At 73.4% G+C, this 23,965-nt stretch carries 25 protein-coding genes and 1 pseudogene; 9 read left to right on the plus strand and 17 right to left on the minus strand.

What is annotated here, in order from left to right:
* Nucleotides 1-401: 401 nt before the first annotated feature.
* Nucleotides 402-1,313: an RNA polymerase sigma factor SigJ gene (gene sigJ / locus BXA10_RS08000; protein ID WP_076469332.1), complete on the minus strand. Its 912-nt coding sequence runs from the start codon at nt 1,311-1,313 to the stop codon at nt 402-404.
* A gap of 102 nt (nt 1,314-1,415) precedes the next feature.
* Here sigJ and BXA10_RS08005 point away from each other — a divergent pair, with 102 nt between their 5' ends.
* Entirely contained in the window at nt 1,416-1,778 is a 363-nt protein-coding gene (locus BXA10_RS08005) for a hypothetical protein (protein WP_076469334.1), read from the plus strand.
* Nucleotides 1,779-1,804: 26 nt separating this feature from the next.
* Here the strand turns inward: BXA10_RS08005 and BXA10_RS08010 are convergent, their stop codons facing one another.
* From BXA10_RS08010 to BXA10_RS08045, 8 genes are all read right to left on the minus strand, one after another.
* A complete protein-coding gene (locus BXA10_RS08010) occupies nt 1,805-2,419 on the minus strand; it encodes a VOC family protein (RefSeq protein WP_076469337.1) in 615 nt (204 codons plus the stop codon).
* A 228-nt stretch (nt 2,420-2,647) separates the two neighbouring features.
* Nucleotides 2,648-3,346 carry a RibD family protein gene (locus BXA10_RS08015; RefSeq protein ID WP_076469340.1) on the minus strand — a complete coding sequence of 233 codons (699 nt, stop codon included), beginning with the start codon at nt 3,344-3,346 and terminating at the stop codon, nt 2,648-2,650.
* The gene (locus BXA10_RS08020) at nt 3,343-3,996 is read right to left on the minus strand and encodes a GTP cyclohydrolase II (protein ID WP_076469342.1); all 654 of its coding nucleotides are present in this window, start codon (nt 3,994-3,996) and stop codon (nt 3,343-3,345) included. Before BXA10_RS08020 ends, BXA10_RS08015 begins: the two co-directional genes overlap by 4 nt.
* 59 nt (nt 3,997-4,055) lie before the next feature.
* Nucleotides 4,056-5,018, minus strand: coding sequence for a lysylphosphatidylglycerol synthase domain-containing protein (locus BXA10_RS08025; protein ID WP_084752333.1), 963 nt, complete (start codon nt 5,016-5,018; stop codon nt 4,056-4,058).
* A gap of 64 nt (nt 5,019-5,082) precedes the next feature.
* On the minus strand, nt 5,083-5,991 hold the full coding sequence (locus BXA10_RS08030; protein ID WP_076469344.1) for a class I SAM-dependent methyltransferase: 909 nt from the start codon (nt 5,989-5,991) through the stop codon (nt 5,083-5,085).
* Nucleotides 5,988-7,064, minus strand: a complete 1,077-nt coding sequence (locus BXA10_RS08035) for a glycosyltransferase family 4 protein (RefSeq protein WP_483869394.1) — start codon at nt 7,062-7,064, stop codon at nt 5,988-5,990. Before BXA10_RS08035 ends, BXA10_RS08030 begins: the two co-directional genes overlap by 4 nt.
* Before the next feature lie 108 nt (nt 7,065-7,172).
* Nucleotides 7,173-7,571, minus strand: coding sequence for a 6-pyruvoyl trahydropterin synthase family protein (locus tag BXA10_RS08040; protein WP_076469346.1), 399 nt, complete (start codon nt 7,569-7,571; stop codon nt 7,173-7,175).
* A gap of 4 nt (nt 7,572-7,575) precedes the next feature.
* Nucleotides 7,576-8,556 carry a zinc-dependent alcohol dehydrogenase gene (locus BXA10_RS08045; RefSeq protein WP_076469926.1) on the minus strand — a complete coding sequence of 327 codons (981 nt, stop codon included), beginning with the start codon at nt 8,554-8,556 and terminating at the stop codon, nt 7,576-7,578.
* Between the two features lie 115 nt (nt 8,557-8,671).
* On the opposite strand from BXA10_RS08045, the pseudogene BXA10_RS08055 reads away from it, so the two are divergent.
* The 6 genes and pseudogenes from BXA10_RS08055 to BXA10_RS08080 all read left to right on the plus strand — a co-directional run.
* Nucleotides 8,672-11,110: pseudogene (locus BXA10_RS08055) on the plus strand (CDP-alcohol phosphatidyltransferase family protein); the annotation flags it as partial.
* An 80-nt stretch (nt 11,111-11,190) separates the two neighbouring features.
* On the plus strand, nt 11,191-11,637 hold the full coding sequence (locus tag BXA10_RS08060) for a MarR family winged helix-turn-helix transcriptional regulator (RefSeq protein ID WP_245828168.1): 447 nt from the start codon (nt 11,191-11,193) through the stop codon (nt 11,635-11,637).
* Nucleotides 11,634-13,046, plus strand: coding sequence for an MFS transporter (locus BXA10_RS08065; RefSeq protein WP_076469352.1), 1,413 nt, complete (start codon nt 11,634-11,636; stop codon nt 13,044-13,046). The genes BXA10_RS08060 and BXA10_RS08065 overlap by 4 nt, the downstream gene beginning before the upstream one ends.
* A gap of 73 nt (nt 13,047-13,119) precedes the next feature.
* Nucleotides 13,120-13,704, plus strand: coding sequence for a hydrolase (locus BXA10_RS08070; protein ID WP_076469354.1), 585 nt, complete (start codon nt 13,120-13,122; stop codon nt 13,702-13,704).
* Between the two features lie 87 nt (nt 13,705-13,791).
* Nucleotides 13,792-14,127, plus strand: coding sequence for a YciI family protein (locus BXA10_RS08075; RefSeq protein WP_076469357.1), 336 nt, complete (start codon nt 13,792-13,794; stop codon nt 14,125-14,127).
* A 3-nt stretch (nt 14,128-14,130) separates the two neighbouring features.
* Nucleotides 14,131-15,354 carry an RNA polymerase sigma factor gene (locus BXA10_RS08080; protein ID WP_076469360.1) on the plus strand — a complete coding sequence of 408 codons (1,224 nt, stop codon included), beginning with the start codon at nt 14,131-14,133 and terminating at the stop codon, nt 15,352-15,354.
* A 7-nt stretch (nt 15,355-15,361) separates the two neighbouring features.
* On the opposite strand, the gene BXA10_RS08085 is transcribed toward BXA10_RS08080, so the two are convergent.
* The 4 genes from BXA10_RS08085 to BXA10_RS08100 all read right to left on the minus strand — a co-directional run bounded on the left by BXA10_RS08085 (nt 15,362) and on the right by BXA10_RS08100 (nt 18,185).
* Nucleotides 15,362-16,045: an ABC transporter permease gene (locus BXA10_RS08085; protein ID WP_076469363.1), complete on the minus strand. Its 684-nt coding sequence runs from the start codon at nt 16,043-16,045 to the stop codon at nt 15,362-15,364.
* Nucleotides 16,042-16,869: an ATP-binding cassette domain-containing protein gene (locus BXA10_RS08090; protein ID WP_076469365.1), complete on the minus strand. Its 828-nt coding sequence runs from the start codon at nt 16,867-16,869 to the stop codon at nt 16,042-16,044. The genes BXA10_RS08085 and BXA10_RS08090 overlap by 4 nt, the downstream gene beginning before the upstream one ends.
* Nucleotides 16,866-17,204, minus strand: coding sequence for a PadR family transcriptional regulator (locus BXA10_RS08095; protein WP_076469367.1), 339 nt, complete (start codon nt 17,202-17,204; stop codon nt 16,866-16,868). The genes BXA10_RS08090 and BXA10_RS08095 overlap by 4 nt, the downstream gene beginning before the upstream one ends.
* Nucleotides 17,205-17,426: 222 nt before the next feature.
* Nucleotides 17,427-18,185 carry a DNA-formamidopyrimidine glycosylase family protein gene (locus BXA10_RS08100; RefSeq protein WP_076469369.1) on the minus strand — a complete coding sequence of 253 codons (759 nt, stop codon included), beginning with the start codon at nt 18,183-18,185 and terminating at the stop codon, nt 17,427-17,429.
* A 106-nt stretch (nt 18,186-18,291) separates the two neighbouring features.
* Here BXA10_RS08100 and BXA10_RS08105 point away from each other — a divergent pair, with 106 nt between their 5' ends.
* Together BXA10_RS08105 and BXA10_RS08110 are read left to right on the plus strand one after the other, a co-directional pair.
* Nucleotides 18,292-18,555, plus strand: a complete 264-nt coding sequence (locus BXA10_RS08105) for a hypothetical protein (protein WP_076469370.1) — start codon at nt 18,292-18,294, stop codon at nt 18,553-18,555.
* Nucleotides 18,556-18,668: 113 nt separating this feature from the next.
* Nucleotides 18,669-19,481: an inositol monophosphatase family protein gene (locus BXA10_RS08110; RefSeq protein WP_076469371.1), complete on the plus strand. Its 813-nt coding sequence runs from the start codon at nt 18,669-18,671 to the stop codon at nt 19,479-19,481.
* A gap of 72 nt (nt 19,482-19,553) precedes the next feature.
* Here the strand turns inward: BXA10_RS08110 and BXA10_RS08115 are convergent, their stop codons facing one another.
* The 4 genes from BXA10_RS08115 to BXA10_RS08130 are packed head-to-tail and all read right to left on the minus strand — an operon-like array spanning nt 19,554 to nt 23,926.
* The gene (locus BXA10_RS08115; RefSeq protein ID WP_076469373.1) at nt 19,554-21,101 is read right to left on the minus strand and encodes a long-chain-fatty-acid--CoA ligase; all 1,548 of its coding nucleotides are present in this window, start codon (nt 21,099-21,101) and stop codon (nt 19,554-19,556) included.
* Entirely contained in the window at nt 21,098-21,562 is a 465-nt protein-coding gene (locus BXA10_RS08120; RefSeq protein ID WP_076469375.1) for a MaoC family dehydratase, read from the minus strand. Before BXA10_RS08120 ends, BXA10_RS08115 begins: the two co-directional genes overlap by 4 nt.
* Nucleotides 21,559-22,731 (minus strand): acyl-CoA dehydrogenase family protein, encoded by a 1,173-nt coding sequence (locus BXA10_RS08125; protein ID WP_076469378.1) that lies wholly within the window; start codon nt 22,729-22,731, stop codon nt 21,559-21,561. The genes BXA10_RS08120 and BXA10_RS08125 overlap by 4 nt, the downstream gene beginning before the upstream one ends.
* A gap of 46 nt (nt 22,732-22,777) precedes the next feature.
* Nucleotides 22,778-23,926, minus strand: coding sequence for an acyl-CoA dehydrogenase family protein (locus BXA10_RS08130; protein ID WP_076469380.1), 1,149 nt, complete (start codon nt 23,924-23,926; stop codon nt 22,778-22,780).
* Nucleotides 23,927-23,965: the final 39 nt, after the last annotated feature.

The raw sequence follows: 23,965 nt of genomic DNA on the forward strand, positions 1-23,965 counted from the left end.
ACCAACTCGGCATAGCCGTCCGGGTCCGTGTTCACCGTGACCCGTGCCAGCACCCCGCCGGTGCGGGTGTCGAGCAGCGCGGCGGTGTGGGTGTCTTTGTGCGTGTCGACGCCGATGACGACCTCGACCAGATCTGCCAGCATGGACATGCGTTCTCTCCTCACCGTGGGGACGCAAGGGTCCGGTCCGGTGCGGAGATGGCAGGACTGTGATGAGACACGCCAGCCGCTAACTGGCGGTCAAGCTCCTGATCAGGCCAAACGTCTCCCGCCGGGCCGGCGCCGGCAGCAACAGACGGACAAGTCCGGCCAAAGGCACGAAGCCAGTCAGAACAAGAGTCACGTCCGCTGCCGCCGACCATCAGCCCACCACCTGCGGGACCGACCCCGCCAGCCTCACAGTCAGTACAGCCGGCCGTCTCGCACCCACGGTCGCAGCTTCTCCGGATTGCGGACCGCCCAGATCCGGATGACGCGGCCGTCGACCACGTCGAGCGAGGCCACGGTCATCACGACGCCGGCACGCTGGGCCACCAGGCCCGGCACACCGTTCACCGACCGCACCAGGAGTTCGAGTCCCGGAGCCTTGTCGGCGATGGCGACCAGGTACTGGGCGATGCGCGTGCGGCCCTCGATCGGGCGCAGGGCGGTGCCGACCAAGCCCCCGCCGTCGGCGGTCATCACGGCGGACGGGTCGAGAAGCTCGACGAGGGCCGCGATGTCCCTTGCCTCCCAGGCCTGTTTGACCTGCCGCACCGCGTCGACCCGCCCGGCCGCCGCCGGCAGTGGCGCCCGCGCGAGGCGCACCCGCCGCCGGGCGGAGGCCGCGAGCTGCTTGCAGGCCGCAGGGGTCCGGCCGACGATGTCCGCGATCTCGGCGAACGGGTACCGGAAGACGTCGTGCAGCACGAACGCCACCCGCTCGGCAGGTGTCACCGACTCCAGCACGACAAGCAGGGCCATGGCCACCGATTCGTCCAGGACTATCTGGTCGGCGGGGTCGGCGCCCCGGACCTGGTCCCACTCGGCCTGATCGGGCAGCGGATCGGGCAACCACGCGCCGACATAGCGTTCACGCCGGACCCGCGCCGAGCCGAGCACGTCCAGGCAGATGCGACAGGTCACCGTCGTCAGCCAGGCCCCGGTGTTCACGATCTCGTCCTGCCGGCTTCGTGGCAGCGCGTACCAGCGCGCGTAGGCCTCGTGCACGGCGTCCTCGGACTCGGCAAGTGAACCGAGTAACCGGTAGGCGACATTGATCAGTTGACGCCGCTCGCCAGCTATCTCATCGGTGCTCGTCCCGGCCGCCCCCATCTTCCCGACCGCCTCCTCGCCCTTACCTTTCGCAGTCCCGTCTCGTCGGATCGGTGAGACCTTATCGATCCGGCGCCTTCGGGCGGAAAAGAGGACTGTGGCATGGCAACTCAGGCGACGGCAGCGCACCGCCTCTCATTTCTGCAGATCGCGGTCGTCGTGCAGACCCTGACCATCTTCGCGCAGGCGGTCTCCGCGGGCCTGCTGCTGACCTCGTCCTACGGGGAGACGCTGCACAGTGCCGGAGCCCGGGTGATGTACGGCGCGTCCATGCTGTACCTGCTGGCGGCGGTGCTGGCCTGGAAGCCGGGTGGCGGCTCACCGCGGCCCGTCTGGCAGGCGTCCGGCTTCCTCGCCCTCGCCTCGGCCCAGGTCGTGCTCGGCATCGCGCACGTACCGTCGGTCCATCTTCCCCTGGGCGTCCTGATGTTCGGGCTGAGCATCCTGGCGTTGGTGCGGAGCTGAGTCCCGGCAGAAGCGGGCGCGGAAGCTCACTGGGGCAGTTCGGTGCCCGCCTGCTCGCTCACCATGTACTGCGCGTACCAGCCGGGCCAGTCCGGGTCCGTCGTGCCGGTGCGCTTCTCGTGCTCGCCGTGGGCGGCCTCCGCGCGACGAAGCGCGCTCGCCAGGTCGCTCGCGGAGGCGAACGACGTCTCCTCGGCCTCGACCCGCCCCGGAAGCCGGGTCGTGATCTCCTGCACCAGCCAGGTGTTGCCGTCGGGATCCTTGAAGGTGGCGCGTGAGAAGTAGCTACGGCCTTCGGGATCCGGACCGCTGACCGGGCCCTGCGGGGTCATGTGGACGATCTCGCCAACGTCCACACCGGCGCCGACCAGGGCGCTCCGGGCCGCTTCGAGGTCGGAGACGACCAGGTAGTTCATGGCGGAACCGGGTGCCGCCGGGTTGAGGTCCGGGCCGAACTGGACCGAGCACCCGGAGCCGTGTGGCGTCAACTGGACGATGCCGGGCGGGGTCTGGTCGAGCCGCCACCCGAGGCGGCCGTAGAACTCCTTCGCGCGGTCCACATCCGTGACCGGCAGGATCATGACCTCGAGCTTCATGTCCATGTTCTCGATGCTCGCCGCGCTGTTCCGGGCACCCGGCATCGTGGCCTCCCTGGCTCGGTCACCGCACCTTGCGCACACCTGCGGCGTCATTTCAGTGGGACGTCCCGATCGGTTGCCTGGCCCTCGTGGACCACGCGCCGGGATCCGCACGCCGGGTGTCGCCGCGACAGCCACCGACGAGGCGGGGACTGGTTACAACCTACTGCGTCCGCAGGTGCGGGAGGTCCCGTTCCCCGCATCGCAGCCCGCCGGCCGGAACGCGCCCGATCAGCACGGGCACCGGTCGGAGAGGGCGTAGCGGACCAGCACCACGTCCCCGATCTGGCGGACCTCCGCCACGGCGGCACGACGACCCGGGTGCCAGGGGTACCGGCCGTCGGACACGAACCGCGGCGCCCGGCAGTCGCCGACGAAGAACGGCGCGACGACCAGGTGCAGCTCGTCCACGAGCCCGGCCGCGAGGAACTGCGCGTGCACGCTTCCACCGCCTTCGACCATCAACCGGCGTACGCCCCGGGCGGCCAGGTCGGTGAGCATCGCCGCGAGGTCCAGCGGCTCGCCACCGTCGAGCACGAGGGCCAGCCGACCGATCCGTTCCCGGGTCTTCTCCAGCGCGCCCGAGGCGCAGAAGACGAACCGCTCGGTCTCCCCCGTCGTGAAGAAGCGGGCGGTCGGGTCCAGGTCCCCACTGGCCGTGATGGTCACCTTGACTGGTGTGGCGGGCTGCCCGGCCGCCACCCGTTCGTCCCGTCGTCTCGCCGAGCGGACCAGCAGCCGCGGGTCGTCGCGCCGGACCGTGCCCGCCCCGACGAGGATGGCGTCGCAGCCGGCCCGTACCTCGTCGATCCGGTCGAAGTCGTCCTCGTTGGAGAGCAGCAGTCGCTGGTCGGTGGCGTCGTCGATGTAGCCGTCGATGGAGGCCGCGCAGCTCAGCAGCACGTACGGCCGGACCGGCCCGGCGGTCACCGGACGGCCGGGAGGTCGGGGGTGCGCGCCGCGCGGCTGGCCTTCGCCGCGAGGTAGTCGGCGTTGGCCGGGGAGAGGTACAGCCCGGTCGGCACCCGCTCGGTCACCGTCACGCCCAGCCGGTCGAGTTGGAGGGCCTTCTCCGGGTTGCTGCTCAGCAGCACGATGGCCGGCACCCCGAGGGTGGCGAGCATCTGCGCGGCGGCGCTGTAGTCACGCTCGTCCTCGCCGTGGCCCAGCGCCACATTCGCCTCGTACGTGTCCAGCCCGGCGTCCTGCAACGCGTACGCGTCGAGCTTCGCGTACAGCCCGATCCCCCGGCCCTCCTGACGCAGGTAGAGCAGGAAACCGCCGGCCTCGGCGATCCGCTCGACCGCCTCGCGCAGCTGCGGGCCACAGTCACAGCGCTGGCTGCCGAACACGTCCCCGGTCAGGCACTCGCTGTGCGGGCGCACCAGCGGCGCCGGCCCGCCGGCGGCGTACCGGTCCAGCGCTCCCGCCCAGTCGCCCAGCCCGAACGCCAGGTGCTCCCGACCGTCGACCAGCCCCTTGAAGGTGAAGACGCGGGCGCTGGTGGCGTACCCGTCCGGAAACCGCAGCGGAACGGTGACCTGGGTGCGGATCGTCGCGACAGGGAGTGCTTCCGACATGTGGCTCCTTACGTCCGGCGCGGCCCGCCCGGCCGCGCCTACCGGCACCCTTTCAACACTCAACCACGCTGCGCAGCTTCCCGCCGTCCCAAGAGCGGCGGGATCCGCCGGCCGAGCGCGAGCGGCTTACGCATCCGCCGATGCAGCAGCACCGCGGCGCCCGGCAGGCTCGCAACCAGTACCAGGGCCCCGTACACCGTCGCGGTCGCCACCCCCTGGGCGGCGGTCAGGCCGGCCGCGCCGAAGGCCCAGGCGGCGACTCCCTCCCGGGGGCCGAAGCCGGCGACGTTCAACGGCAACCCCATCGCCAGCAGCGCGAGCAGCGTCAGCGGCAGCAGCCGGGACAGCGGCGCGGTGGCCCCGGCGGTACGCGCCGCGAGCAGGAACGTCCCCAGGTGTCCCGCGACCATGACCGCGGAGGAGAGCAGCACGCCCAGCCGGGTGCGTCGGGCGAGCAGTACCGCCCGAAGATCGCCGGCCACCGCGCCCACCGCCCTCGCCCAGCGGGACCGTCCGGCGCGGGGCACCACCCGGGCCGCCAGCGCCACGACGAGCGCGCCCGCCACCAGCAGCCCGACCACCACCGGCAGGTACGGCCGCACCGGCGACGGGAAGGCGGCGAGCAGCACCACCGCGAGGACCACCTGGACGACCTGACCGGCGGTGCGCTCCCACACCACGGCGCGTACGCCGCGCCCGACGTCCCCCGCGTCCCGTCCGTGCCGCACCGCCCGGTGCACGTCACCGAGCACCCCGCCGGGCAGCGTCGCATTGAGGAACACCGCCCGGTAGCAGTGGGCCACGGCGGTGCGCAGCGGAAGCCGTACGCCCAGCCCGTCGGCGACCAGGGTCCAACGCCACGCGCCGCAGACCGTGGTGACCGCGCCGATCGCGAGAGCCAGCGCCAGCGCCGGGCCGTCGATCAGGGCCAGGCCGTCGAGGAACGGGCCGCTGCCCACCTGCCACACCAGTACGCCGAGCAGCCCGATCCCGCCGAGCGCCCGCACCCACGACCAGAACATCCGCGCCGACCTCCCATCGAAAGATCGTCCTCTCTGACAGGCACGGGCGGCGGGCCCGGACGGTTCAGCCGGCGAGCACGTCCTCGTGCTCGACCACCACGCCGAGCCGGCCGGCGGCAGCCTCGGCGAGCCGGCGTCGGGCGTACCCGGCCGACCGGTCCGCCAGGTCGGGGCGCTGCTCGCAGGCCGCCGCGAGCCAGCCACGGAACCACTCGGCGGTCAGCTCCGCCTGCTCCGCGCCGAGCCGCCATGGGCTGGGCCGGGTCCGGACGGGTACGCCGTGCCGGGTGAACGCCTCGATGGTGGCGGTGACCGCGTCCGGCCCGAGCAGCCGCCGGTCGCCGACCCGGCGGCGCTGGTGCTCGTTGAACGCCTCGGCGATCTCCGCGTCGAGCGGGTCCGGCGGGGTGAGCCGCACCTGGCCGACGACCGAGATCATGAAGAGGGTCGGGCGACCGGCGCAGGCGGCCACCACCTTTTCGATCTCGTCGGCGGTGAGCATGTCGAGCAGCGCGGAGGCGGTGACCAGGTCGGCTCCGGCGAGGTCGGCGGCGGTGAGCCGGGTCAGGTCGGCACACCGGGTCGTCACGGTGACCGGGCTGCCGTCGGCGGCCGTGACCGGGACCGGGACGGCTGCCGTCAGGGCACCCGCGCCGTTGGCGGCCGGGTCGACGGTCGGAGCGGCGGTGGCCGTCCGCACGGCCGGGGCGGCTCCGGCGGCCGCACCGGCGACGGCCAGGGACAGCAGATCCGGGTCGCGGTCGTACAGGGTCCAGTGCTGCGGGCCGGGCAGGCGCGGGGCGAGCCAGCGCAGCATCGAGCCGGTGCCGCTGCCCAGGTCGTGAATCATCAGGGGCCGGGCGGGCATCCGCTCGCGGACCGCGTCGACCAGCTCGGTGGCACGGGCCACCGAGTCGGCGGCCTCCCGCAGCCCGAGCCACGCCGGGAAGGGCAGCAGCACGTCGGTGCTCACCCGGTCACCCCCGTCAACACCGTCGCGAGCTTCGACGCCGTCACCGGCCAGCCGGTGAGCGTGTTCCGCCGGTCCCGTGCCGCGCGGCCGAGCCGGCCCCGCAGATCGGCGTCGCTCAGCCAGCGCCGCAGCGCGGCCGCCAGCGCCGCCGGGTCGTCCGGCGGGACCAGCAGGCCCGGCAGCTCACCGCCGGGCGCCCGGCCCAGCGTGGCGGGCAGACCGCCCACCGCGGTGCCCAGTACCGGGACACCGCGGGCCAGCGCCTCCGTGACCACCATGCCGTACGTCTCCGCGCGGGACGGAAGAACGAGCAGATCCGCGGCGGCGTACGCGGCGTCGAGCCGGGTCCCCGTCCACGGGCCGGCCAGCTCGACCCGGTCGGTGAGCCCGGTGGCGGTCAGCTGCGCCCGCAGGTCGGCGACGAACCCGGGATCCCGGGTCAGCGCGCCCACGCAGACGCACGTCCACGGCAGGTCGTCGACCTGCGCCAGCGCCCGGGCCAGCACGTCGTGCCCCTTCGTGGCGGTGACCGCGGCCACGCAGAGCAGCGCACCACCGCTGCCACTGCCGGTGGCCGGCGTCGCCGGATCCACCCCGGGCTCGGCCACGTGCACCCGGCCGGCGGGCAGGTCGTACCGGTCGAGCAGCCGGTCCCGCGTCCAGCCGCTGGTCGCCACCACCGCCCGCGCAGAGGCGAGGGCCCGCGCCTCGGTCTCGTCGTCCAGCGGCATGTGCACCAGGACGACGAGACGCAGCCGATCGGCGTACGGCGCCAGCACGTCGGGCGTCGCCGAGGCGACCAGGCCGTCGATCAGGACGACCGCGCCGTCCGGCAGCGCCGCGAGCACCCCGGCGAGCACCGCCCGGGCGGACCGGTCCGGCCGGGGCCACTGCCCCGCCACCGCGTGTTCGCGTACCGTCCAGCCCTGCTCGGCCAGGCCCCGGCAGACCCGCCGGTCGTAGTGGTTCCCACCGCTCGGCGAGCCCGGATCGTCGATATCGTTCGGCAGCACGACATGCACCTCACCGCCGCCCCTGGTGCCCCCCTCGGCGGTGACCTGCCAGGTCCTCACACAGCCAGCCTTCCGTTCGCGACTGCGGGGCTCGCAAGCTCACTCCTCGCGCTCACAGAGCCGGCCTTCCGTTCGCGACTGCGGGGCTCGCAAGCTCACTCCTCGCGCTCACAGAGCCCGCTCGTAGCTGGCCCACGCCACGTGCGACTCGTGCAGGGTGACGGTGATGCCGGCCAGGTGGCGCGCGCCCGCACCGAGCTGGCCGGCGTGCACCCGCTCGACGAGCCGGTCGGCGATCGTCCGGGCGAGCACCTCGGTGGTCGTGTTCACCCCGGCGAAGGCGGGCTCGTCGTCCAGGTTCCGGTAGGTGAGCTCGCCGAGGACCGCCTTGAGCTGGTCGGTGGCCAGGCCGATGTCCACCACGATGCCGTCCCCGTCCAGCTCGGCGCGGCGGAACGTCGCATCCACCACGAACGTCGCGCCGTGCAGGCGCTGCGCGGGACCGAAGACCTCCCCGCGGAAGCTGTGGGCGATCATCATGTGATCACGCACGGTCACACTGAACACGGAATCACTCCTCGTCGTAGGTGATCAGATGGCAGAGGGCGGGCAACTCGCCCGAGGTCAGGCGGCCCAGCACGTCCGGTAGCTCCGCGAAACGGGAGGTGCCGGTGATCAGGGCGTCGAACACGGGGTCGGCCAGCAGGTCCAGGGCGAGCGCCAGCCGGTCGGCGTACGAGCGACTCCCCCGCCGGGCCGGCGCGACCATGCCCACCTGACTGCCCCGGACGGTCAACCGTCCGCTGTGAAAGACCCCGCCGAGCGACACCTCGACGGGACGGTCGCCGTACCAGCTCAGCTCCACGACCGTGCCTTCAGTCCGGAGCAGCTCCAGCGAACGTTGCAGCCCGGCCGCGGTGGCGCTGGCATGGACCACGAGATCGCGTCCGCCGCTCGCCCGCTGCGGCGACACGAAGTCCACGCCGAGCGCTTCGGCGACGCCGGCCCGGCCGGGATCGGTGTCGACGAGTTCGACCCGGACGCCGGGGAAGCGGGCGAGCAGGGCCGCCACGCAGCAACCGACCATGCCGGCGCCCACCACGGTGACCCGGTCACCGACCAGCGGCGGGGCATCCCAGAGCGCGTTCACCGCAGTCTCCACCGTGCCGGCCAGCACCGCCCGCCCGGGCGGCACCCCGTCAGGCACCGGGACCACCGCCGAGGCCGGCACCACGTACGCGGTCTGGTGCGGGTACAGGCAGAACACCGTGCGGCCCCGAAGGTCGGCCGGGCCCTCCTCGACGACGCCGACGTTGAGGTAGCCGTACTTCACCGGCGCCGGGAATTCGCCCTCCTGGAACGGGGCACGCATCACGGCGTACTGGTCGGCCGGCACCCGACCGGCGAAGACCAGTGTCTCGGTGCCCCGGCTCACCCCGGAGCAACGCGTACGCACAAACACCTCGTCCGGGCCGGGATCGGGCAGCCGCACCGGGCGGATCTCGCCGTGCCCGGGCGTACCGAGCCAGAATGCGTGGGCCTCACGGGTCATCGGCTGCTCCTCACTGCGCGGCCGGTCGAACCGAACGGCCACCAATTCCGTGTCCCCTGGCAGGGGCGTCGATCATAAACACGGAGGCACGGTGCGAACGGTTCGAACTGGCCCCATGGCCGGCCTGATCGCCCAGATCGTCCTGCTCACCACGCTGGCCGCGACGGTCGGGCTGGGCAGCCTCGGCTGGCTGGCCGGTGCCGGCCACGGGGTCCTGAGCTTTGTCGTGCTCACCCGGGCGATGCGCCGCGCCGGGACCGACCGGCTGGGCCCGGCCGACCGGGTCACGCTCAGCCGGTCGGTGCTGGTCGGCGCGGTGACCGCGCTGGTCGCGGACACGATCGGCCGGCCCGCGCCGGTCGGGCTGCTGGCGACCCTCACCGCGGTGGCGCTGCTGCTGGACGCCGTGGACGGGCGGGTGGCCCGCCGCACCGGTACCGCCAGCGCGCTCGGGGCACGCTTCGACATGGAGGTCGACTCGTTCCTGCTGCTCGTGCTCAGCGTGCACGTCGCCCCGTACGCCGGGCTGTGGGTGCTCGCCGTCGGCGGGATGCGGTACGCGTTCGTCGCCGCCGGCTGGGCGCTGCCGTGGCTGCGGGGGACGCTGCCGCCGCGGCACTGGCGCAAGGTGGTCGCGGCCACCCAGGGCGTCGTGCTGACCGCGGCCGGCGTGCTGCCGGGAAGGCCGGCCACGCTGCTGATCGTGTTGGCGCTGGCCCTGCTCGTCGAGTCGTTCGGCCGGGACGTGATCTGGTTGTGGCGGCACCGCCCGCTGCGTCCCGGCCCGCGCCCGCCGCTGCCCGCGCAGCCTCGCCCGGACGACCCGTCGGCCCGAACGCCGGCGCTGGCCGGGTCCCGCGCCGGCGGGTGGACGCGGTGACGCCGTCGCGGGCGGCCGCGGAACGTACCCCCGCCGGAGTGGACCCGCACGACGGCGCCGGCACCCGGCCGCGATGGCGGCGGCTCGCCTCCGGCGCGCTCACCGCGCTCGCCGGCCTGCTGCTCTTCGCGGTGCTGGTCGCGCCGGACCCCGCCGACCGGGTCACCGCCGGCTCGGTCCTGCGCATTCCGCTGGAAGGGCTGCTCGGCCTCGCCCTGCTGCTCGCCCTGCCGCCGCGCGGGCGGCGGGTGGCCGCGCTGGTGGCCGGCCCGCTGCTGGGCGTGCTGGCCGTGCTGAAGGTCGCCGACCTCGGCTTCTACGCGACGCTGGCCCGGCCGTTCGACCTGGTGCTGGACTGGGCGCTGCTGGACGACGCGTTCGGGTTCGTGCGGGACGCGGCGGGCCGGGCGGGCGCGGTCGGCGCCGCGGTCGGTGTGGCGCTGCTCGCCGCCGCCCTGCTGCTGTCCATGACGTTCGCGGTGCGACGGGTGGCCCGCGCGGTGGTGAGGCACGACCGAGCCGCTACCCGCACGGTCGCCGCGCTGACCGTGGCGTGGGTGGCGTGCGCCGCGTTCGGCGTGCCGGTGGCCGACTCGGGCACGAGCACGGTGGTGGGGGCGCACGCGGCGCAGGTACGGGAGCGGTTGCGCGACCGGGGCGCCTTCGCCGGCGAGATCACCGCCGACCGGTTCCGGGACGTCCCCGGCGACCAGCTGCTCACCGGGCTGCGGGGCAAGGACGTGGTCTTCACGTTCGTGGAGAGCTACGGGCGCAGCGCGATCGAGGATCCGGGGCTCGCGTCGGAGGTCGATCCGGTGCTCGACGCCGGGTACGGCCGGCTGCGGGCGCAGGGGTACGCGGCGCGCAGCGGCTTCCTCACCTCCCCCACCGCGGGCGGCGGCAGCTGGCTGGCGCACGACACGCTGCTGTCCGGTCTCTGGACCGACAACGAGCAACGCCACCGGGCGCTGCTCGCCAGCGACCGGCTCACCCTCAACGGCGCGTTCCGGCGGGCCGGCTGGCGGACGGTCGGGGTGATGCCCGCCACCACCCAGCCCTGGCCGGAGGGGGCGTTCTTCGGCTACGACGGCTACTACGACTCGGCCGCGCTCGGCTACCGCGGCACGAAGTTCGCGTACGCCCCCATGCCCGACCAGTACACGCTGGCGCAGTTCCAGCGCGTCGAGCGCGCCGGGGCGGACCGGCCACCGGTGATGGCGGAGATCCCGCTGATCTCCAGCCACTCGCCCTGGACGGCGGTGCCCCGGCTCATCGGCTGGGACGACGTCGGCGACGGCTCGGTCTTCGCGCAGGCCTCGAACCGCGTGCAGAGCCCACCGGATGCGGCCCGGGCCGGCTACCGGCGGGCGATCGCGTACTCGCTGGACACGCTGATCTCGTACGTCGAGACGTACGGCGACGACAACCTGGTGCTGGTCTTCCTCGGTGATCACCAGCCGGCGCCGGTGGTGACCGGGCCGGACGCGAGCCGGGACGTGCCGATCACCATCGTCGCCCGGGATCCGGCCGTGTTCAACCGGATCTCGGACTGGGGCTGGCAGGAGGGCCTGCGCCCCGGTCCGGCAGCCCCGGTCTGGCGGATGGACGCCTTCCGTGACCGTTTCCTCACCGCGTTCGGGCCCGCGGCGGGCACCCCCGCCGCCCACTCCGCCGGCTGACGGGTCCGCTGTTCCACGCCTCACAGTCTTCAGCCTGAACTGTTCAGTCGCAGCTGATGGTTCTACGGTTGACCGGTGACCACCAGGCCGGAGATCTCCACCGAAGCGGTGCGCGCCGCGCACGAGCTACGAGTGGTGTTCGGCCGGCTCCGTCGCCAACTGCGCGAGGTCGCCGACCGCAACGGGCTGACCCCTTCCCAGGTCTCCGTGCTCAGTCGCCTCGCGACGAGCGGACCGGCGTCCGCGAGCGAACTGGCCGCCGCCGAGCGCGTCCGGCCGCAGTCGATGGCGGCGATCCTCGCCCCGCTGACCGAGCAGGGGCTGGTGGACCGTACGCCCGATCCCACCGACGGCCGGCGACAACTCGTGTCGCTGACCCCCGCCGGCCAGGCCCGCGTGGCGGGCGACCGGCAGGCCCGCGAGGAGTGGCTGGCACGCGCCCTCCAGGAGCGGTACACCGACGCCGAGCGCCACACCCTCGTCGAGGCGCTGGCCCTGCTCGACCGCCTGACCGGATCGTGACCGCTCGCGCCATCAGCCCGGAGCCGGCGAAGGCCACCGACCGCCGCCCCGCCGGCTTCGACCGCCGCCTCATCGCGCCGATGATCCTCGGCGCGGTGCTGAACCCGATCAACTCGTCGATGATCGCCGTGGCGCTGATCCCGATCGGGGCCGCGTTCGGCGCGCCCCCGTCGCGCACCGCCTGGCTGGTCTCGGCGCTCTACCTCGCCACCGCAGTCGGGCAGCCCGTCGTCGGGCGGCTCGTCGACAGGTACGGACCGCGCCGGCTCTACCTCGTCGGCACGGCGCTCACCGGCATCGCCGGAGTGCTCGGCACCGTCGCGCCGTCGTTGGGGGTCCTGGTGGCCGCCCGGGTGCTGCTCGGGATCGGCACCTGTGCCGGCTACCCGGCCGCCATGTCCCTGCTGCGGCACGAGTCGCGGCGCACCGGGCAGGACAACCCGGGTGGCGTACTCACCGCGCTGGCTATCTCCGCGCAGACCGTCTCCGCGGTCGGGCCCACCCTCGGTGGGCTGCTGATCGGGCTCGGCGGTTGGCACACCATCTTCGCGGTCAACATCCCGCTCTCGGCGGCCTGCCTGATCCTCGGCGCCCTGCGGATGCCGCGGACCGCCCCGACCACGCCGGGCGGCGGGCTCGACCTGCCGGGCATGACGCTCTTCGCCGGACTGCTGAGCGCGGTGCTGCTGCTCCTGATGAACCCCCGGGCGGGGTACCTCTGGCTGCTCCCGGTCGCCGTGGCCGCCGGTGCCGGGCTGGTCGTACGAGAACTGCGCACCGCCGACCCGTTCCTCGACCTGCGGGTACTCGGCGGGAACCTGCCGCTGATCGCCACGTACGCCCGCAACCTGCTCACCTTCACCGTGTCGTACGCCTGGCTCTACGGCTACACCCAGTGGCTCGAGGAGGGACGGGGGCTGTCCGCCTCGACGGCCGGGCTCATCCTGCTGCCGCTCTTCCTGACCGCGATCGCGGTCTCGGCGTTGACCGGCCGCCGGCGCGGCGTACGTGGGAAGCTGCTGGTCGGCGCCGGCACGCAGCTCGCCGCCTGTGGCCTGCTGCTCGTGGTGGGTCCCGCCAGCGGCACCTGGCTGCTGGTCGTCGTCGCGATGCTGGCCGGTGTACCGCAGGGGCTGCTCGGGCTGGCCAACCAGAACGCCCTCTACCACCAGGCCGACCCGGCCCGCATCGGATCCTCGGCCGGGCTGCTGCGCACCTTCACCTACCTCGGCGCGATGGTGGCGGCCGCCGCCAGCGCGGCGACCTTCGGCCCCGGCGCCGACACCGCCGGGCTGCACGCGCTGGCGCTCGTGATGCTCACCAGCGCCGTGCTGCTGCTGCTCGTGGTCCTGGTGGACCGCTCGCTGCGCCGGATCGGCACGCCCACCGATTCGACGGCACCCGCCTGATCCACGCCGGCCCGGATCCGTGGGAAGCCCGGCCGCCGCACCGGCCGAGTCACCGAACCGAAAGGAACACCTGATGGCAATCACCACACTCGACCCGCGTACCGCGCTCGTCCTCATCGACCTCCAGCGCGGCATCGTCGCCGCGCCCACCGCCCCCTACCCGGCGGCGGAGATCGTCGCCCGCGGGGTGCAGCTGGCCGACGCCTTCCGCGCGCACGGCGCTCCCGTGGTGCTGGTCCGCGTCACGACCGCTCCCGACGGGGCGGACGCCGCCCCGGGCCGCACCGACGGCGGGCCGGCCGGCGGCACCCGCCCCGAGGGTTGGGACGTGCTCGTCGACGAGCTCGGCGGCCACCCGGGCGACATCGTGGTCACCAAGCGGAACTGGGGCGCCTTCTACGGCACCGACCTCGACCTGCAGCTGCGCCGGCGGGGCGTGACCCAGATCGTGCTCGGCGGCATCGCCACCAGCATCGGCGTGGAGTCGACGGCCCGGGCCGCGCACGAACACGGCTACCACGTCACCCTCGCCACCGACGCGATGACCGACCTCGACGCCGAGGGGCACCGCAACAGCGTCGAACGGATCTTCCCCCGGCTCGGCGAGACCGGCACCACCACCGAGATCATCGAGCTGCTGGGGCGTACCCACGGCTGACCGTCGAGAAATCTTCTTCCGGGCGTTGTCCGGAACGGGCCGGCCCGTTCGTCACCCTGGTGAAGGCAACCCACCGAGGAGTGAGCGATGAAGTACCTGATGTTCGTCTGCACCGACACCGAGCCGGACGCCGACCCGACCGCGGCGCCCGACGTCGAGAAGTGGGTGGCCGAGCGCGACGCGAACGGCCAACGGCTGATGGGCGACCGGCTCGCACCGCCGACCGCGGCCACCACGGTCCGCGTCCGCGGAGGTGAGCTGCTGCTCAGCGACGGCCCGTTCGCCGAGACCAGGGAGGTGATCGTGGGATTCGACCTGCTGGAGTGCGCCGACCTGGACGAGGCGATCGACGTGGCCCGTAGCCACCCGATGGCGTACGAGGGCCGGATCGAGCTGCGACCGTTCTTCGACTCGAACGCCTGATCCGTGTCGGACACGTCCCGGGCGGTCGCCACGGCGGGCCAGGAGTCGTTCGCGCGGATCGTGGCCGCGCTGATCCGGGTCACCGGCGACTGGACGCTCGCCGAGGACTGTGCCCAGGATGCGCTGGCGCTGGCGGTCGAGCGCTGGCCCCGGGACGGTGTGCCCGCGAATCCGGGCGGCTGGCTCATGACAGTCGCCCGGAACCGGGCCGTCGACGTGCTGCGGCGCGCCGACGTCGAACGTCGCAAGCTGAGCGAACTGGCGCGGCTCGCCGAGCGGGGAACCACGCCACCGGGCAACGGTGCGGAGGATGTGGTGGACGACCGGCTGCGGCTCATCTTCACCTGCTGCCATCCGGCACTGGCGATGGAGGCGCGGGTCGCACTCACCCTGCGGACCGTCTGCGGGGTGGCCACCGCCGACATCGCGCGAGCCTTCCTGGTCACCGAGTCGACGATGACCCGCAGGCTGACCCGGGCCAAGGCGAAGATCGCCCAGGCCGGCATCCCATACCGGGTGCCGGCCGGGCGAGCGCTGGTCGAGCGGCTACCCGGCGTGCTGGCCGTGCTCTACCTGCTCTTCACCCGGGGCTACGACGCCGACGGCGAGCCGGCGTTCGCCGACGAGGCGATCCGACTGGCTCGGCTGGTCGAGCGGTTGCTGCCCGGCCAGCCGGAGGTCTCCGGGCTGCTCGCGCTGTTCCTGTTCCAGCACTCCCGCCGCGACGCCCGTCGCGGCGCCGCGGGTACTTTGCTCACCCTCGACCGGCAGGACCGCTCCCGCTGGGACCACGCTGCCGTGGCCGAGGGTCTCGACGCGCTGTCCCGAGCCGGGCATGACGGCCCGTACGCCGTCCAGGCGCACATCGCGGCCTGCCACGCCACGGTCCGCAGCAGCGCGGAGACGGACTGGACGGCCATCGCCGGCTGGTACGACCGGCTCGCCGAGAGGCAACCCACGCCGGTCGTACGGCTCAACCGCGCCGTGGCGCACGGCTACGCGTACGGACCGGCGGCCGGTCTGGCCCTGCTGTCGGAGGCACAGGCCGGCGGCGCGCTGGACGGCTACCCGCCGGCGCTCGCCGTCGAGGCGGAGCTGACGGCCCGCCAGGGCGATCGAGCGCGGGCGGTGGCCCTCTTCCGCGCCGCCGCCGCGATGAGCGAGGGGCCGGCGGAGCGCCGGGCGCTCACCGATCGGGCCGACGAGCTGGCACTCGGCCGGCCATGACCACCGGCTACGCGAACCGCAGGTGCCGGCGCTGGCGCAGCCGGACAGCGGCGGCGACCGTCACCAGCAGGGTGAGGACGACCGCGAACGCGATCCCCTGGGTCAGCCCGCGCGTCAGGTAACCACCGTCGGTGTGGTCGATGGCGTACGTGCCGATCTCCCGGCTGAACCAGAACGGCAGTGCCCGGGTGACGCTGTCCGCCGGGTCCATCACCATCTGCAGGCCGACCACCGTGAGCAGCACCAGCGTGCCCTCCAGTTCGCGCGGCAGCACGGCGCTCAGCAGCAGCCCGAACGGTGCGGCCACGACCACGGTCAACGCCATGATCAGGGCGATGGCGCCGTACCGGACGTCGTGCTGGTCGACGAGGATGAGCACGTAGTACGGCATGGAGAGCAGCACCCCGACCGTCCAGAGCGCGAGCAGCCGCCCGAACACCAGGTGGGCGCTGCGGTAGCCGGAGAGCCGCAACCTGGGTTCGATGCCGCGCGCCGCGCTGCCGGCGAACAGGGCCGCGGTGCTCAGCGCCCAACCGAGGCCGAGGCAGACGAAGCGGATCGACTGGCCGAGATGGTCGCCCCGGCGGCTGAGGTAGAAGGCCAGCGGCAACAGCAGCAGGATGACCAGCACCGATCGGCGGCGCAGCAGCTCACGCAACGCGGACTCGGCAACCACCAGAACCTTGGTCATGCGACGCGCTCCCGGGAGGCGGTCAGGTCGAGCACGATGTCGACCCGGTCGAGCTGGTTGAGCAGGTGGGTGACGACCACGATCGCCTTGCCCGCGTCGCGCCAGCGCCACACCTCGTGCCAGAAGTCGAGGTAGGTACCCCGGTCGAAGCCCTGGTACGGCTCGTCGAGCAGCAGCACGTCGGGCTCACCCAGGCCGGCCAGCACCAGGTTCAGTTTCTGGCGGGTGCCACCGGAGAGGTGCCGTGCCTGCGTACCGGCCGGTGGCGTCCAGTCCAGGGCGGCGGCTTTCACCCGGCCGTCCCGGCGGGCCGTGCGGCGGCTCAGTCCCCGCCCCGCGCCGACCAGCACGAAGTGCTCGTCCGGGTCGAGGAACTCGGCGGTACCGCCGTCCTGGGGGCAGTACCCGAGCGTCCCGTCGATGCGCACGGTGCCCGAGTCCGGGCTCAGCAGGCCGGCACAGATCCGCAGGAAGGTGCTCTTACCGGCCCCGTTGGCGCCGACGACCGCGGCGATCTCCCCCGCCCGTACGGTGAGGTCCACCCGGTCGAGGACGGTCCGGCCCCGGTAGCGCTTGGTCACGCCTTGCGCGGCGAGCCGCACCGGGCCGGGCCGCCGCCGGGGCGGACGCTGGTCGGGCCCGCCGAGGCTGTCGGCGACCGCCCGCGCGTACGCCTCCGGCGGGCCGAACACCCGCAGCGGAGGCTCCCCGCTCTCGGCCAGGTGAGTGGCCGCCTCGGCGACCACGTGTCCGGTCAGGTCGGGCCCCACCCCGTGCCGGCGCAGTTCGCCGGTGAGGGCGGCGAGCCAGTCGTCGTGGTTCACCGCTTCGGCTCCTCGCTCAGTATCGCGCCGACGCTCAGGGCGAAGGCGTTCCAGTCGGTGGTGGCCGCGCGCAGCGCGGCGCTGCCGGCCGGGCTGATCCGGTAGTACTTGCGGGCCGGGCCGGTCCGCCCCTCCCGCCAGTGCGCGCTGAGCAGGCCGGAACGCTGCAACCGCAGCAGCACCGGATAGAGGGTGCCGCCCTGCACGGTGCCGAGCCCGTGGGTCCGCAACGCCTGGGACAGCTCGTAGCCGTAGGACTCCCCCCGGCTGACCAGCGCGAGCACACAGAGGTCGAGCACCCCGCGCAACCACTGCGCCCGTCTCTCCTGGTCCATCCCGGCCGCTACCGCCGCGCCGTGCGGACGACGGCGGACGCCGCTCCTGAGATCACGTTCCGGACGATAGCGGTGCAAGCTAGCTTGCGCAACCAGCTAGCTTCCGGCGCCGCGTAGGTGTTCGGCACGGCGGAGCGGTCGGCTCCCGCTCGCCGAGGCCGACACGACGACGGTGTGCGAGGCGGGATCGTCACCGGCGAGAATCCGGTGCGGCCGCCGAGGTCAGCCCGGCGGCGCGGCCGGCTGGTCGACCGGGCAGGCGTACGCGGTGCGAGCGCCCAACTCCCAGCGACGCACCGGGGAGCCGCACCGGCGGCAGGCCGCACGCTTGTAGACCCACCGCTCGTCCGGCGCGGTCGGGTCACTGACCACCTGACCGGCGTCCCGCCCGAGCGCCAGGTACTCCGCCGCGAGTTCCCAGAGCCGCCGGGCGGCCGGCGCGCCGATCCGACGGGCGTCGGGGTCGAGACCGGCGAGGAAGAGCAGCTCGGCGCGCCAGGCGTTGCCGATGCCCGCCCAGAGCGACTGGTCGAGCACGGCCGCGCCGACCGCGCCCCCGGCCGTGGCCAGCCGGCGCACCGCCTCGTCGGCGTCGGCGTCGGCCCGCAGCGGGTCCGGGCCGAGCGAGGCCCGCAGGGCCCGCTCACCGTCGCCCGGTAACGGCTCGCACCGGATCGGCGCGATCAGGTCGTACGCGACCGCGTCGGTGGCGATCCGCAGCCGCACCCCCTTGCGGGGCGTGACGGTGGGGTCGTCGTAACGCAGCCACAGTCCACGCATGCCGAGGTGCACGTGCAGGGCCAGGCTGTCGTCGAAGTGGTACAGCAGGTGCTTGCCGTACGCCTCGACCGCCTGGAGCGTGCACCCCACGTACGGTCCCGGGTCGAAGCGGCCCTGCGGGCTGGTGAGGGTCGGCACGGTTCCGGCGAGGGCCGCGTGCTGCTCCCGCGCGTACCGGTGGATCAGGTGACCCTCGGGCATGGCCGGCGCGTACCCGGCTCCGGTTCCGTTTCACCCCCGGTGCCCGGGTTTCCGGCGCGCGATCGGGGAACTAAGGGAGAGAAGGCCCGGCTGGAGGGGATACGAGATGACCGTCAACGCGGACGACCCGCTGAGCGAAGCACCCGAGGCGGACGCCTTGGAGCAGCGGCAGACGGTGGTGGACGACTCGGAGCAGGACGTCACCCCCACCACGCCACCGCTCGAGGTCACCGAGGCCGACGTCGCCGAGCAGGGCGCGCCGCCGGCCGGCGAGCAGGATTCGCTCAGCTACCTACCCGAGGACGCCAACCCGGCGGACGTACTGGAGCAACGGGAGTCGATCATCCCGGCCGACGAGGACCACCGCTAGCCGCGAGCCGCCCGGCCGGGCCGGGACCGACCCACTGGGCGCTGGTGCGCTCCACGGCGCGCCGACCGGCTTCCCGTGCGTGATCTCTATCGCGTGATCTCTATCGTGGGCGGATGCTGATTGAGGACGGAGAGCTCGCGATAGCGGCGGCGGAAGCAGGGGCCGCCGTCGTACGGGCGAAGTACGGCGCGTCGCTGGCGCGCGTCGACAAATCCGGCGGTGACTTCGCCACGGCTGCGGACATCGAAGCCGAACGCGCGATCATCGCCGTTCTTCGCGACGCCAGGCCGGACGACGCCGTGACCGGGGAGGAGAGTGGACGGACGGGGTCCGACGGCGCGGAGCGCCGGTGGCTCGTCGACCCGTTGTGCGGGACGCTGAACTACGCCGTGCGCAACATGCTGGTGGCGGTGAACGTCGCCCTGCGCACGCGCGTCGGCGTCACGGTGGCGGCCTCGGCCGATCCGTTCGCCGCTGAGGTGTTCTGGACCGACGGCACGGGCGCGTACGTTCGTCGCGACGGCGTCGACGAGAAGTTGACGCCCACGGCCGAGTCACGGCTGGTCGACGTGAATCTCGACCCGCCGTTTCCGAACGATCCCGCGTTCCGGGCGGTCCGGCTGCTGGCCGACCGAGGCTTCGTGGCGCGGTTCCGCCCGCGCGTGGTCTCCACCACCCTGGCGGTGGCCTGGGTGGCAGCGGGCCGCCGGGCCGCCTACGTCACCGACGGCCAGCTGCGCGACAGCGTCCACTTCGCCGGTGGGATCGCCCTGTGCGAGGCCGCCGGCTGCGTGGTGACCGGCCTGCGGGGCGAGCCCCTGCACACCGGGGTCGGCGGGCTCGTCGTCGCGGCGGATCGGGAGACGCACGACGCCCTGCTGGCGCTCATCGGCAGCCAGTTCGCGGCGGAGCCCGCCCGGCAGTAGCGACAAGGACGCGTGGCGCGGGACGGCGGAGCCGGGGCCGACCGTCTCCACCGTCACGCCATCGACCGCAGGTCAGTCGACCGACTCCGGCGTCATCGTCCGCCGCAGTTCGCGCTTGAGCACCTTGTGGCTCGGGCCGATCGGCAGGGCGTCGACGTAGCGCACCTGGCGGGGGTACTTGTGCCGGCCGAGGTGCTCCCGCGCCCAGTCGATCAGCTCCTGTTCGCTCGGCACGTCCGCCGCCGGGCGGGGTACCACCACCGCGCAGACCTCCTCCCCGTGGCGCGGGTCGGGCAGGCCGATCACCGCGACCTGGCCGACGGCCGGGTGCCGGGCCAGGGCCTCCTCGACCTCCCTGGGGTACACGTTGAAGCCACCCCGGATGATCATGTCCTTCTTCCGGTCGACGATCGTGACGAACCCGTCGGCGTCCTTGTGGCCCAGGTCGCCGCTGCGGAACCAGCCGTCGACCACGGCCTCCGCGGTCGCCTCGGGTCGCCCGAGGTAGCCGGCGAAGACGTTGTGGCCACGGATGACGATCTCGCCGAGTTCGCCGGCGGGGAGCAGCTCGATCCGGTCGTCGAGCTCGGCGCGGGCGATCTCCACCTCCACGCCCCAGACCGGGTGGCCGACTGTGCCGGCGCGGGTGCCGAAGTGCGGTTGGTTGGTGGTGGCCGTGGGCGAGGTCTCCGACAGGCCGTACCCCTCGAAGACGGTCGTGTCGAACGCGGCGTGGAAGCGTTCCAGGACGGCGACCGGCAGCGACGCCCCGCCGGAGACGCAGAGCCGCAGCCGGGGCAGGTCGTCCCGGTCCCGGGCCGCCTCCAGCAGCGCCACGTACATGGTCGGTACGCCGTGGAAGACGTTCACCCCCTCGCGCAGCATCAGGTCGATCGCCTCCGGCCCGGTGAAGCGGGCGAGCAGCACCAGGGTCGCCCCGATGCGGAACGTGCCGTTCATCGCCACCGTCTGGCCGAAGCTGTGGAACAGCGGCAGGCAGCCGAGCACCACGTCGTCGCCGCGCGCGTCGTTGGCGTCGAACACGTTGACCGTGGCGTTGAGGACGAGGTTGAGGTGGGTGAGCAGGGCACCCTTCGGCACGCCGGTCGTGCCGCTGGTGTAGAGCACCACCGCCGGATCCTCGGCCTCGCGGCCCAGGTACGTCGGCAGTGGCGGCACCGCCTCGCTCACGTCCTCCAGGCGGGTCGCCTCGGCACCGGGCGCGGCCGGGCCGACGGTCACCAGCCGTACGCCGGCAGCCGCCGCGGCGGCCGCGCCCAGCGCGAGCTGGGAGGTGTGGCAGACCAGCACCTTCGACCCGCTGTCCCGCAGCACGTGCGTGGCCTCGTCCGGAGTGAGCAGCAGGTGCACCGGCACCAGCACCGCGCCCGCGGCGAGCGCGCCGTAGTAGACGCGCGGGAAGTCGACCACGTTCGGGGCGAGCAGGGCCACCGGGTCGCCGGGGGCGACGCCCAGTTCCCGCAGCCCGGCGGCGTAGCTGCGCGCCTCCAGCCACAGCTCGGCGTACGTCACCCGCGCCTCGCCGTCGACCACGGCGACGGTGTCGGCGTGCCGGCGGGCCGACTCGGCGAGCACCATGGCGAGCGAGAGGGCGGTCACCGGGCCACCGCCCGGTAGAGGCGGCTGACCGTCTCGGCGACGCAGACCGGCTTGCCGCCCGCGTCGGTCTCGACGGTGACCACGTTGACCATCTGCACGCCACCGTCCACCACCGACACCTCGGCGATGGTGGCGCTGGCCCGCACGGAGCTGCCGACCCGCAGCGGGGCGGGGAACCGCACCCGGTTCAGCCCGTAGTTGACACCCATCCCGACGCCCCGCACCCGGTAGAGCGCGCCGGCCAGCGCGGGCAGCAGCGACAGGGTGAGGTAGCCGTGCGCGACGGTACCGCCGAACGGGCCGGTCGCGGCCCGCTCCGGGTCGACGTGGATCCACTGGTGGTCGTCGGTGGCGTCGGCGAACAGGTCGACGCGCTTCTGGTCGATCGGCTGCCACGGGCCGGGACCGAGGGTCTCGCCGACCGCCGCGGCCAGGTCGTCGATGGAGTCGAAGGTCCTCATGCCAGCTGCCCTCCCAGCTTCGTGTAGCCGCGCAGCAGGTCACGGGAGATGATCAGCCGCTGCATCTCGTCGGTGCCCTCGAAGATCCGGTACAGCCGGACCTGCCGGTACCACCGCTCGATGGGCAGCTCGCGGGTGTAGCCCATGCCGCCGTGGATCTGCATGACGCGATCCACCACCCGGTTGACCATGCCGGCGCCGTAGAGCTTCGCCATCGAGGAGGCGTGCCGCGGGTCCAGGCCCTGGTCGACGGTCCACGCGGCCCGCAGGATGAGCAGGCGGGCCGCCTCAAGCTCCGTCTCCGAGTCGGCGATCATCCACTGGATCGCCTGGTTCTCGCCGATCGGGCGGCCGAACGTCTCGCGCGTGTTGGCGTACGCGATCGCCATCCCCAGCGCCCGCTCGGCGATGCCCACCGCGTGCGAAGGGATCGTGTAGCGACCCTTGCCGATCCACTCCATGCCGAGCGTGAAGCCCTGCCCCGGCTCACCGAGGATGTTGCGATCGGGCACCCGCACGTCGTCGAAGACCAGTGATGCCGGGCCGCCCTCCCCCATCGTCTGGATGAACTCGGAACGCCAGCTCATCTCCCGGTCGACCAGGAACGCGGTGGCGCCACCACGCCGGGCGCCCCTCTCCGGGTCGGTGACCGCGATGACGATGGCGAAGTCGGCCTCGTTTCCGCCGGTGATGAACGTCTTCTCGCCGTTGAGCACCCAGTCGCCACCGTCGCGCCGGGCGCTGAGCTTGATGTTGGCCGCGTCGGAGCCGGCACCGGGTTCGGTGATGGCGAAGCAGCTGAACCGCTCCCCCTCGATGGTGGGCAGCAGGTACTCCCGCTTCTGCTCCTCGTTGCAGTAGAACAGGATGTTGTCCGCCTCGCCGCCGAAGCGGAACGGCACGAACGAGCGGCCGATCTCGGTCCAGATCAGCGACTGGGTGACCGCCGGCAGGTCCATCCCGCCGTACTCCTCCGGCGTGGCGAGGCCCCAGAAGCCGAACTTGCGCGCCTTCAGCTGCAGCTCGCGCAGCTCGCCGCGCTCGAGCCCGGGCCGGTGCGCCCGTTCCCGCCGCAATAGCTCCTGCTCCAGCGGCACGACCTCCCGGGTGATGAAGTCGCGGGCCGTGTCACGGATGGCCCGCTGCTCGTCGGATAGCGCGAAGTCCATGGTTCCTCCGGGGTGGTGGGATGGGTGTACGCGTGCCTGCGCGCGATCAGAAGGCGTTCACACCGGTGAGCGCGCGGCCGATGAGCAGTTGCTGGATCTGGCTGGTGCCCTCGTAGAGGGTGGCGACGCGGGCGTCGCGCAGGTACTTGCCGACCGGGTACTCGTCGATGTAGCCGTACCCGCCGAACACCTGCACGGCGTTGTTGGCGGCGCGTACGGCGGCCTCGCTGGCGAAGAGCTTGGCCATGGACACCTCGGTGGCGAACGGCTGCCCGCGGTCGATGAGGTCGGCCACCTGCCAGACGAGCAGCCGGGCCGCGGCGGTGTCGACCGCGATGGCGGCGAGCAGTTGCTGCACCAGTTGGTGGCCGGCGATCGACTTGCCGAACTGGGTGCGTTGCCCGGCGTAGCTGACCGCCGCGTCCAGGCACCCCTGGGCGATGCCGACGCAGCCGGCGGCGACCGACATCCGTCCCTTGGCGAGCGTGCCGAGCGCGAGGCGGAATCCGGTGCCCTCGTCGCCGAGGCGGGCCGCGTCGGGTACGCGTACCCCGTCGAGGCGCAGCTCCCCGGTGGCCTGCCCGCGCAGGCCCAGCTTGCCGTGGATCTCGCGGCGGTCCAGGCCGGGGCTGTCGGTGGGCACCAGGAACGCGGTGATGCCGCGGTGGCCCGGGCCACCGGTGCGGGCGAAGACCAGCGCGACGTCTGCGGTGGTGCCGTTGGTGATGAACGTCTTCGTGCCGGTGAGCAGCCAGTCGTCCCCGTCGCGTACGGCCCGGGTGGCGAGCGCGGCGGCGTCGGACCCGCTGTCCGGTTCGGTCAGGGCGAAACAGCCGAGGGCGGCGCCGGAGCAGAGCTCGGGCAGCCAGCGTGCCCGCTGCTCGGCGGTGCCGTGCGCGGCGATCGACTTGGCCACCAGGCCGAGCGACACGGAGACGATGCCCCGCACGGCGGAGTCGCCACGCCCCAGTTCCTCCAGCACCAGGCAGTACGAGAGATGGTCGCCGCCGGAGCCCCCGTCGGCCTCGGGGATGGTCAGGCCGAGGAAGCCGAGTTCGCCGAGGAGCGCCACGATCGCGGGGTCGACCGCCTCGCTCCGGTCCCACTCCGCCGCGTGTGGTCGCACCTCGCGGTCGACGAACTCGGCGGCGAGCCGGCGGACCGCCGCCTGCTCGGCGGAGAGACGCAGGTCCATGAGGCTTAAACTAGCGCTGCAAGTTAAATTCCGTCCAGA

This window comes from Micromonospora avicenniae (genome assembly GCF_900156065.1).
In the GTDB taxonomy this organism is placed as follows: Bacteria; Actinomycetota; Actinomycetes; order Mycobacteriales; family Micromonosporaceae; genus Micromonospora; species Micromonospora avicenniae.